This window comes from Mesorhizobium sp. M7A.F.Ca.CA.002.05.1.1 (assembly GCF_003998335.1).
Lineage (GTDB): Bacteria > Pseudomonadota > Alphaproteobacteria > Rhizobiales > Rhizobiaceae > Mesorhizobium.
Genome location: NZ_RZQI01000130.1, coordinates 1 through 10,128, shown reverse-complemented (window position 1 = coordinate 10,128; position 10,128 = coordinate 1). Strand labels below are relative to the sequence as shown.

Sequence of the window (10,128 nt, the reverse complement as noted above, 5' to 3'; positions counted from 1 at the left end):
GGTTCGCCGTCACCGGCGTCGCTTTGTCGTCTGGTGGGAACGGCGTCGCCGGCCCGATTGACCGCCGATAGCGCAGGGTGGGTGTTCAACGGGCGGCGTGTTCTTCCAGTGCCTCATGGATCTGCTTGAGAATCGCCGCGGCCGAGGCAAGCCTTGCCCTGTCGTGCGGCGACAGGCTGTCCGCACCTTCGATGGACAGACGGTCGATTGCGTAATGCAGAAGCTCTCCGCATTGTAGCAGGGACAGGCCGGACGAGGCACTCGTATTTGCTGCCATTGTCCGGCGCATGGCTCTTCCTCCTGCCATGTCCAACGCACGGGCCGCCGATGAGTTTCTCCTCCGGGCAGGCTATGCTTAATTGTCCGCTAATGGAGCGGTCAGGCCCGGTCCGACGATTTGCCGGATGCCGTCCGGACTGACGCGAGGAAACCGTTCGGAATGCACGGTGGCCGCTTGACGGCATTTTCGCCGCAACCTATTGGAACCGGGTGGAACGCCGGGAGCAATGAGGCCTCGTGGCGGAGTGGTTACGCAGAGGACTGCAAATCCTTGCACCCCGGTTCGATTCCGGGCGAGGCCTCCAATGCCCGGGCCCCCGCGCGGCAGCGCAGGGGCCTGAAGTTCCTGACACAATGGACCGCGGTTCTGGCGCGGCAAGCGGATTGGTTGGGACATGAGCGCTGATTTCTCCGAACTACGCGTCAAGATGGTCGACGGCCAGGTCCGCACCACCGATGTGACCAGCGCGCCGCTGCTTGATGCAATGCTTGTCATCCCAAGAGAGATGTTTGTCGGCGCCGCCCAGCGCGATCTCGCCTATATCGACGAGGACATCCGCATTGCCGCCGGCGCGGACGGCGCACGCTACCTGATGGAAGCATCCCCGTTGGCCAAGCTTATCCAACTGGCCGAGATCAATCCGACCGATTCGGCGCTCGATGTCGGTTGCGGAACCGGCTACGCCTCGGCCATCCTGTCGCGGCTGGCCAGGTCCGTGGTGGCGCTTGAGAGTGATTCGGCGCTGGCGGAAACCGCCAGATCGACGCTTTCGTCGCTGGGCTGCGGCAATGTGACCGTCGTCCAGGGTGCGCTGCCGCAAGGGCATGCCGCCCAGGCGCCTTATGACGTCATCCTTGTCGGCGGCAGCGTCGCGGAAGTCCCTGTGACGCTGCTGGACCAGCTCGCCGAGGGCGGCCGCCTTGTCGCCGTCGAAGGGCAGGGCAATTCCGGCGTGGCTCGTCTCTTTTTCAAGGCCGGGGGGGTTGTAACCGGAAGACGGGCATTTAATGCGGCAATTAAGCCACTACCGGGGTTTGAACGCATTCGTGCTTTCGAATTCTGAATGATTTGGCCTTGCAGCAGAGGCTTTGTCATGGTCGCTTGCATTTGAACGATCGCTGCTGATGCCAAACTGGGGGCACTTTGGGGTGAGCAGCAGGGAACATCGAACACGCGGCGCCGGCTGATCAATGAGAGAAGCAGGCGCGGCGCGGTTCCCATGGAAAACGAATGAGGGTTTAACCGTGCCGTCTTTTCGCAAGTCACTTTTCACCGCCGTTCTCGTCTCGGCGACCATGCTGTCCCCACTGGCCGCTTCAGCCGAAACCATCTCCCGCGCGCTTGCGAAGGCCTACCAGTACAATTCTTCGCTGAATGCATCCCGCGCTGGCGTTCGCGTCACCGACGAGGGCGTCGCCATCGCCAAGTCGGGCTACCGTCCGGTTGTCACCGGCTCGGCGAATATCGATTATTCGAGCAGCCATCTCAACGGCACCAATTCAAGCGTGCGGCTGACCACCGGCAATTTTGGCGTCCAGATCGACCAGACGCTGTTCGACGGCTTTCAGACCAGGAACAATGTCGCTGCCGCCGAAGCGCAGGTCCGGGCTTCGGTCGAAAGCCTGCGCAACACCGAAGAGGGTATCCTGTTCAGCGCGGCCCAGGCCTATATGAACGTGATTCGCGACCGGCAGGTCGCCGTGCTGACCGAGCAGAACCTGCAGTTCCTGACCGAGACGGCGCGCGCGGCGCGTTCGCGTTTCGAGGTTGGTGAAGGCACGCGCACCGATGTCGCGCAGGCCGACGCTTCACGCGCCGCCGCGGTGGCATCGCTGAGTGCTGCCCGGGCGCAGGCGCTGGCAAGTGCGGCGCTCTATCGCCAGATCGTCGGCGACGAGCCGGGCAAGCTCAAGGGCGCTTCGCCGGTGGCAAAGCTGTTGCCGTCGAGCCTCGCCGCCGCCGTCGGGGTGGCCTCGAACGAGCATCCGGCCATCCTTGCCACGCAGCATCTGGTCGACGCCGCCGCGTTTTCGGTGAAGTCGGCCGAAGGCGCGCTGTTGCCGCAGCTGTCGGCTTCCGCCGGCGTTTCGAGCGCCTATCGCAATACCTCGCCTTTGCCAGGCGTCGGTTCGCAGGATGGCACGACCAATTCGGCCAGTGTCGGGGCAACGCTGACGATCCCGATCTATTCGGGTGGCCGCACCTCGGCGATCGTGCGCCAGAACAAGGAATCACTCAGCCAGGCCCGCATCCAGGTCGACGTCAGCCGCGACCAGGTACGCCAGGCCGTCACCGCCGCCTGGACCGAGTATACCGCCGCGCAGCAGCAGCTGACGGCCAACAGGCAAGTGATCGAGGCCGCGAAGCTGGCACTGAACGGTGTCATCGAAGAACGCAATGTCGGCCAGCGCACCACGCTCGACGTCCTCAACGCACAGGCGACGGTCATCACCGCCCAGATCAACCAGGCCGGTTACGAACATGATGTGGTGGTGGCGAGCTACGCCATCCTGCAGGCGACCGGCCGTCTGTCCGTGGACCGCCTTGGCTTGCAGGTAGCGAAGTACAAGCCTGAAGAGCATTACAACGCGGTCAAGGACAAGTGGTACGGCCTGCGCACGCCGGACGGCCGCTGAGGCGTTCGGCCAGGACTGGCCGTGTTCCCCGTTTGAGCAGGATCTTTCGCACTCGGGTTCAGATCGCGCTAATCTGTTGAAATCCCACAAGTCCCCAGATTGGGGATTCTCGTGCGGCGATCCGTCGGTTACGCTGTCGCCATGATTCGATCCGGCTCTGCCGGAGCGGAAACCCACAGGGGTCACAAAGGCGGCGGATGTGACGATGGCAACGGCAAGCAGCGCACAGCGCGAACCTTCCATGGAAGAGATACTGGCTTCCATCAGGCGGATCATCGAGGACAGTGACGGCGGCCGCAAGCAGCCGGGCGACGCCGATGAGCTGAGCCAGGATCTGGAGCGCGCGTCGAGCGCCTATGCGGCCCCCGACGTGGAAGCATTCCGTGCCGACCTGCATGCCGCCCCCGAAGGCAGGAAGCCGGTCACGCTGGCGGAAGTCCAGGCACAGTTGCCGGCGGCCGAGCCGGTGGTCGCGCGCATGGAAACGCCTGCGCGCCCCGATCCCAGCCCGGCAAAGCCATCGATGACACTTGCCGAAGTTAGCGCCCGCGTCGCCGCCGAGCCAATCACGGTTGAATCGCCGGGATCGCGTCCTGTCGCCGACGCTTCCATCGCCGATTGGCGTCGTGAGATCGCCGCGGTCGGTGAGCAGGCGAGGGCGGTGTCGGACCGGAGCGAGGCACGCAAGACGGCTGCCCAGCCGTCCGTGGAGACTCCAAGGGACGAACCGACCGCGAAAGTAGCCGTCGAACCCGAGCCGTCTCGTCCGGATGCAAGCGTGGTGCGGCCGGTGGCGGCCAGCGACGCGCCGCGTCCGGCGATCGTTTCCGAGCATACCGGCCGTCAGGTCGCGGCTGCCTTTGGCGAGCTTTCCGATGCGTTTGCCAGCCGCAGCAAGAAGACATTCGACGAGATGGCCGAAGAGATGCTGCGGCCGATGCTGCAGGATTGGCTGGACAACAATCTGCCGACACTGGTCGAAAGACTGGTGCGCGAGGAGATCGAGCGCGTGGCGCGCGGGGCGCAGTAGCTCCCCATGCCGATTGCTAGAGGAAACGGCGCCTTCGTGGCGCCGTTTCTTTTGGTGAGGTCAGTTTGTTGGCAGGACGGCGGATCGCTTTCCGTTGAAATGACCAAGGCCGCGCCTATCTGGTTGTGAGGGTCCGAGACAGCCCTTGCGGTTGACTTGGCCAAAACCTTCCGATTTACACCGGACCAGCAAAACTCCCGACAGCGCGGACCATTTTCCCATGCTTGAAAAGACCTACGACGCCAAAACCGTCGAGCCGAAGATCGCCAAAGTCTGGGAAGAGGCCGACGCGTTTCGCGCCGGTGCCGGCGCCGAGGAGGGGGCGGAAGCATTTACGATCGTCATCCCGCCGCCGAACGTTACCGGCTCGCTGCATATGGGCCACGCGCTCAACAACACGCTGCAGGATATATTGGTGCGCTTCGAGCGAATGCGCGGCAAGAACGTCCTGTGGCAGCCGGGCATGGACCATGCCGGTATTGCCACGCAGATGGTTGTCGAGCGGCAGCTGATGGAAAAGCAGATCCATCGCCGCGACCTGACCCGCGAGCAGTTTATCGAGAAAGTGTGGGAGTGGAAGGCCGAATCCGGCGGCGCCATCTTCAACCAGCTGAAGCGGCTGGGCGCCTCGGCCGACTGGTCACGCGAACGCTTCACCATGGACGAAGGCCTGTCCAAAGCCGTGCTCGAAGTGTTCGTCACGCTCTACAAGGAAGGGCTGATCTACAAGGACAAGCGCCTTGTGAACTGGGACCCCAAGCTGCTCACCGCGATCTCCGATCTCGAGGTCGAGCAGCAGGAGGTCAATGGCAATCTCTGGCACTTCCGCTATCCCATCGAGGGCCAGGTCTTCGACCCGGAAAACCCAACAACCTTCATCACCGTGGCGACGACGCGCCCGGAGACGATGCTGGGCGATACGGCCGTCGCCGTGCACCCTGACGACGAGCGATTCCGGCATCTGGTGGGCAAGAACATCGTCCTGCCAATCGTCGGTCGCAGGATTCCCGTGGTGGCGGACGAGTATTCCGATCCGGAAAAGGGTTCGGGCGCGGTCAAGATCACGCCGGCGCATGACTTCAACGACTTCGAGGTCGGCAAGCGCCACAAGCTGCCGGCGATCAATATCCTGACCACGGAGGCGGCGGTGAGCCTCAGGAACAATGAGGATTTCCTTGCCGGTCTCGAGGTGACGCCGGAGCGCCAGCTTGTCTGGGACGAACTCGATGGCCTCGATCGCTTCGTCGCGCGCAAGAAGATCGTCGAACTGATGGAAGAGGGCGGCTTCCTCGAAAAGGTCGAGCCGCATCGCCACGCGGTGCCGCATGGCGATCGCGGCGGCGTGCCGATCGAGCCGTTCCTGACCGAGCAGTTGTATGCCAATGCGGCGGAACTGGCCAAGCCGGCAATCGCTTCCGTGCGCGAAGGTCGCACGAACTTCGTGCCGAAGAACTGGGAAAAGACCTATTTCGACTGGATGGAGAACATCCAGCCCTGGTGCATCTCGCGCCAGCTGTGGTGGGGTCATCAGATCCCGGCCTGGTACGGGCCGGACGGGCGCGTCTTCGTCGAGAAGACCGAGGAAGAGGCGCTGAGCGCCGCGATCGAATTTTATCTGGCGCTGGAAGGACCGTGGAAGGCCTGGGTCGAGGCCAAGCTGGAGAACTTCAAGCCGGGCGAGATCCTGACCCGCGACGAGGATGTGCTGGACACCTGGTTCTCATCGGCGCTGTGGCCGTTTTCGACGCTGGGATGGCCGGACGAGACGCCCGAGCTGAAGACCTACTACCAGACCGACGTGCTGGTGACAGGCTTCGACATCATCTTCTTCTGGGTCGCCCGCATGATGATGATGGGCCTGCACTTCATGGACGAGGAGCCGTTCCACACCGTCTATGTCCATGCGCTGGTGCGCGACAAGAACGGGCAGAAGATGTCGAAGTCGAAAGGCAACGTCATCGATCCGCTCGACCTTATCGACGAATACGGCGCCGACGCGCTGCGCTTCACCCTGACGGTGATGGCGGCGCAAGGCCGTGACGTGAAGCTCGATCCGGCGCGCATCGCCGGCTATCGCAATTTCGGCACCAAGCTGTGGAACGCGACGCGTTTTGCCGAAATGAACGAGGTCGCGCGCAATGACGATTTCTGGCTGAACGACGCCAGGCTGGCGGTCAACCGCTGGATCCTGACCGAGCTGACGCGCGCGGCGCGCGAGATCACCGACGGCATCACCTCATACCGCTTCAACGAGGCGGCGGGTGCCGCCTACCGCTTCGTCTGGAACCTGTTCTGCGACTGGTATCTGGAATTGCTGAAGCCGGTGTTCATGGGCACCGACGAGGCGGCCAAAGCCGAAAGCCGAGCCTGCGTCGCCTTCGTGCTCGACGAGATCTACAAGCTGCTGCATCCGATGATGCCGTTCATGACCGAGGAACTGTGGGCACAGACCGCCGACGAAGGCAAGCAACGCCCCTCGCTGCTGTGCCACGCCGCGTGGCCGTCGCCGGACTTCGAAGACGCCGAGGCTGCAGCCGACATCAATTGGCTGGTCGATCTCGTCTCCGGCATCCGCTCGGTGCGCTCGGAGATGAACGTGCCGCCGGCAGCCATTGCACCGCTCGTCGTGGTCGGCGCCAACGCTGTGACACGCGAACGGCTTGTCCGCGAAGAATCGGCGATCAAGCGGCTGGCGCGGGTCGGCGACATCTCGCTTGCCGATGTCGCGCCCAAGGGTTCGGCGCAGATCGTGCTCAACGAGGCGACGATCTGCCTGCCGCTTGGCAGCCTGATCGACCTTGTCGCCGAGGCAGCACGGCTGCAGAAGGAATTGGCCAAGGTGACCGAGGAGATCGCGCGGCTGCACAAGAAGCTGTCGAACGAGAGGTTCGTCGCCAGCGCGCCGGCCGAGATCGTCGATGCCGAGCGTGAAAAGCTCGCTGAATACCGCGATGCGCAGGACAAGCTGTCGGTCGCGTTGGCCAGGGTTCGCGACGCCGGTTGAGGATAGATTCGCGAGACTTTAGCCCTCTCTAAAGTGCTGGTTTTTCGCGTCGAAAATCTGGATGCCGTTGCGTTAATATTGACGTAAACGGAAGTTTTAGCCCCATTGTTGCCATAATGTAACAATGGGGCTCCTGGAGCCCCAAAAAGGCCTGTTTTCGAGCCTTTTTGGATGGTTCTCTCTGTTTTTTGAGAGCCGCTCAGCCTTCACAGACCATTTTTCGGCTTTGCCGCACTAGGTTGCATTTCCTCGAAAATGCGCCTGGCCAATGTGTACATGTACGCCCGCGAATTCGTTGTTGCACCGTTAACCTGAATTGGTTCTAGCTTGATGCACTCGAATTCGGGGAGGACATTTCATGACTATTCTGCGACTGAAGGCGCTGCTGGGGGCGGGCTGCTTTTCGCTGGCTTTGATCGGGACGGCGATGAATCCGGCACATGCCGGCGGCCTGGAGCGCGGCGGTTACGATATCGATTTGCTGTTCGATCCGGCTCCGTTCGCGACCGAAGCCGAATCGACCTATGTGATGCCGCAACGCAAGCTCAAGAATGCGGTGGACACCAACCCGCTCGACGGCGATTTGACGCCTCTGGGCAGCACGGCGAAGGACAGCGAGAGCTATTGGGTGCCGCGGATCGGCGTCAAGGCGCAGATCGTCCAGGGTGTCGACTGTATGTTCGACTATTCCCAGCCTTGGGGTGCGCACACAAATCCGGGTCTTTGGGCCGGTGCCCAGTCCAACATGGAAACCGACATCAAAAGCAACAACTACGCCACAACCTGCTCCTACAAGATGGACGCCGGCAAAGGCCAGGTTCGCTTCATCGGCGGCGTCTACTACCAGGAAGTCTATGGCTTCAAGCAGGACCTGATATCGCCGCTGGTGCCGGATTTCCAGGGTACCGGGCGTGTCGATCTCAAGGGGACCGGCTGGGGCTGGCGCGCCGGCCTGGCCTATGAAATCCCCGAGATCGCACTGCGCGCCAGCCTCGTCTACAATTCGCGGGTCAAGCTCGACAATATCTCGGGCACGCTGGATTTGACGCATGTTGGCAGCGTGGTGCTTCCGATCTACGGCTCAACGCAATACATGCCGGATACAGTCGAATTGAAATTGCAGTCAGGCATTGCGCCAGGCTGGCTCGCCTTCGGTTCGCTCAAGTGGGTCAATTGGAGCCTGCTGCAGAGCGTTCCGATTTGCGTCGTAGGTACCCCCGCAGGGGCATGCGTCACTGGTGATGCTCTCCATTCGGGCCAGATCACCTCGCTGGACCTGATGTATCGTGACGGCTGGACAGTTACCGGCGGCATTGGCCACAAGTTCAACGATCAGTGGAGTGCTGCCGGCCAGCTTTCCTGGGATCGCGGCACGTCGCATGGCTATGGCTCGCAGACCGATACCTGGACACTGGGCGGCGGCGTCGCCTTTACGCCCAAGCCGAACATCGAAGTGCGTCTGGCCGGCGCGGTTGGGGTGCTGACCAGCGGCCATTCTGGAGCGTTGGCTGGTGAGAACGGATACGTCGCCGGCACGGATGTCAGCTACGACTTCGGCAACGATCTGGTCACGGCGATTTCAGGTGGCCTTAAGATCAAGTTCTAAGTCTCTGACAATTATAACAAAAGGCCAGGGATTACCCGGCCTTTCAGACTGCTGACAAACCCCTGGCATTTGCTGGGGGTTTTTGATTCACTGGGTCATGTTGAAGCGACCCGCCCCTGAACAGACCGCGCTCGAGATGGTGACGCTGGATCAGTTGGTTCCTGCCGATCACCTTTTGCGCAAGATCGACCGTGTGATCGATTTCACCTTCGTCCACGATCTGACCGCGCCGCTGTATTGCCCCGACAATGGCCGCCCGCCACTCGACCCGACCTTGATGTTCAAGGCGCTGTTCATCGGCTACCTGTTTGGCGTTCGCTCGGAGCGGCAGCTGGTGCGCGAGATCGAGGTCAATGTCGCCTATCGTTGGTTCCTGCGACTGAAGCTGACGGACAAGGTGTTCGACGCCTCGACGTTGAGCCAGAACCGGCGGCGTCGTTACGACGACACCAGCGTGTCGCAGGCGATCTTCGACCGCATTGTTGAGCAGGCGATCCGGGCGGGCTTGGTCGACGGCACGGTGCTGTACACCGACTCCACCCATCTGAAGGCCAACGCCAACAAGGGCAAATACGATCTTGCCATGATCGCCAAGTCGCGGGCCGACTATTGGGCCGACCTCGATCGTGCGATCGACACCGAACGGGCGCTGCATGGCCAGAAGCCGCTGAAGCAGAAGGAGCGGCGGCCTGCGGTTAAGGAGACCAAGGTCTCGCGCACCGACCCCGACAGCGGCTACATGGTGCGCGAGGGCAAGCCGAAGGGCTTTTTCTATCTCGACCATCGCACGGTGGATGCGGCGCACGCCATCATCACCGACACGCACACGACGGCGATCGTCCACGATTCGACCGTCTACCTGTCGAGGCTCGATCGGCAGGTGCAGCGCTTCGGCTTTGATGTCGGCGCCGTCGGGCTGGACGCCGGCTATGCCACGGCAGGCATCGCCAAAGGACTGGAGGATCGGGCAATCCGCGGTGTCACCGGTTATCGTCGCCCCAGACCGCCCAAGCCCGGCATGATGGGTCCGTCCTCCTTCACCCATGAGCCGGCGGCTGATGGCTATCGCTGCCTACAGGGCCAGATGCTGGCCTACGCCACCACCGACCGCAATGGCTACCGCCACTACAAGAGTGACCCGGCTATCTGCCGCGACTGCCCGCTGCTTGCCTCCTGCACCAGCAATGCCAAGGCCCAACGCACCATCATCCGCCATGCCTGGGCCGATGCGAAGGAGCGCACCGACGCCAACCGGCTGACCGCATGGGGCAAGGCTATCTACCGCCGCCGCAAGGAGACCGTCGAGCGCTCCTTCGCCGACGCCAAGCAACTGCATGGTCACCGCTATGCGCGGTTCCGAAGTCTCACCAAGGTCGCCTGCCAGTGCCTGATCGCCGCCGCCGCCCAGAACATCAAAAAGATCGCCCTTTGCCTGTGCCCGAAACCCAAGCCGGCCCGCGCATGAGGCTCAATGCCTCTTGTCAAAATCTCCTGACACAAACAGTCCAAGACACTTCAATCACATAACAAAAAACCCCGCCGAAAATCGACGGGGTTTGTCAGCAGTCTGAA

At 62.3% G+C, this 10,128-nt stretch carries 7 protein-coding genes and 1 tRNA gene; 7 read left to right on the top strand and 1 reads right to left on the bottom strand.

The annotated features are described in order from the left end of the window. Positions 1-85: 85 nt before the first annotated feature. On the bottom strand, positions 86-289 hold the full coding sequence (locus tag EN939_RS09455) for a hypothetical protein (protein ID WP_127267807.1): 204 nt from the start codon (positions 287-289) through the stop codon (positions 86-88). Positions 290-510: 221 nt separating this feature from the next. Here EN939_RS09455 and EN939_RS09450 point away from each other — a divergent pair. The 7 genes from EN939_RS09450 to EN939_RS09420 all read left to right on the top strand — a co-directional run bounded on the left by EN939_RS09450 (position 511) and on the right by EN939_RS09420 (position 10,021). After that, a tRNA-Cys gene (locus EN939_RS09450) sits at positions 511-584 on the top strand. A gap of 90 nt (positions 585-674) precedes the next feature. Next, the gene (locus tag EN939_RS09445) at positions 675-1,343 is read left to right on the top strand and encodes a protein-L-isoaspartate O-methyltransferase family protein (RefSeq protein WP_127267806.1); all 669 of its coding nucleotides are present in this window, start codon (positions 675-677) and stop codon (positions 1,341-1,343) included. Between the two features lie 181 nt (positions 1,344-1,524). Next, positions 1,525-2,916: a TolC family outer membrane protein gene (locus EN939_RS09440; RefSeq protein ID WP_127267805.1), complete on the top strand. Its 1,392-nt coding sequence runs from the start codon at positions 1,525-1,527 to the stop codon at positions 2,914-2,916. A gap of 205 nt (positions 2,917-3,121) precedes the next feature. Then, positions 3,122-3,946 (top strand): PopZ family protein, encoded by an 825-nt coding sequence (locus EN939_RS09435; protein WP_127267804.1) that lies wholly within the window; start codon positions 3,122-3,124, stop codon positions 3,944-3,946. A gap of 220 nt (positions 3,947-4,166) precedes the next feature. Then, complete coding sequence (locus tag EN939_RS09430) at positions 4,167-6,950, top strand: valine--tRNA ligase (protein ID WP_127267803.1); 2,784 nt, start codon at positions 4,167-4,169, stop codon at positions 6,948-6,950. 358 nt (positions 6,951-7,308) lie between these two features. Beyond that, positions 7,309-8,556, top strand: coding sequence for an OmpP1/FadL family transporter (locus tag EN939_RS09425; protein WP_127267802.1), 1,248 nt, complete (start codon positions 7,309-7,311; stop codon positions 8,554-8,556). A gap of 97 nt (positions 8,557-8,653) precedes the next feature. Next, positions 8,654-10,021 (top strand): IS1182 family transposase, encoded by a 1,368-nt coding sequence (locus EN939_RS09420; protein ID WP_127267801.1) that lies wholly within the window; start codon positions 8,654-8,656, stop codon positions 10,019-10,021. The last annotated feature ends 107 nt before the right edge of the window (positions 10,022-10,128 follow it).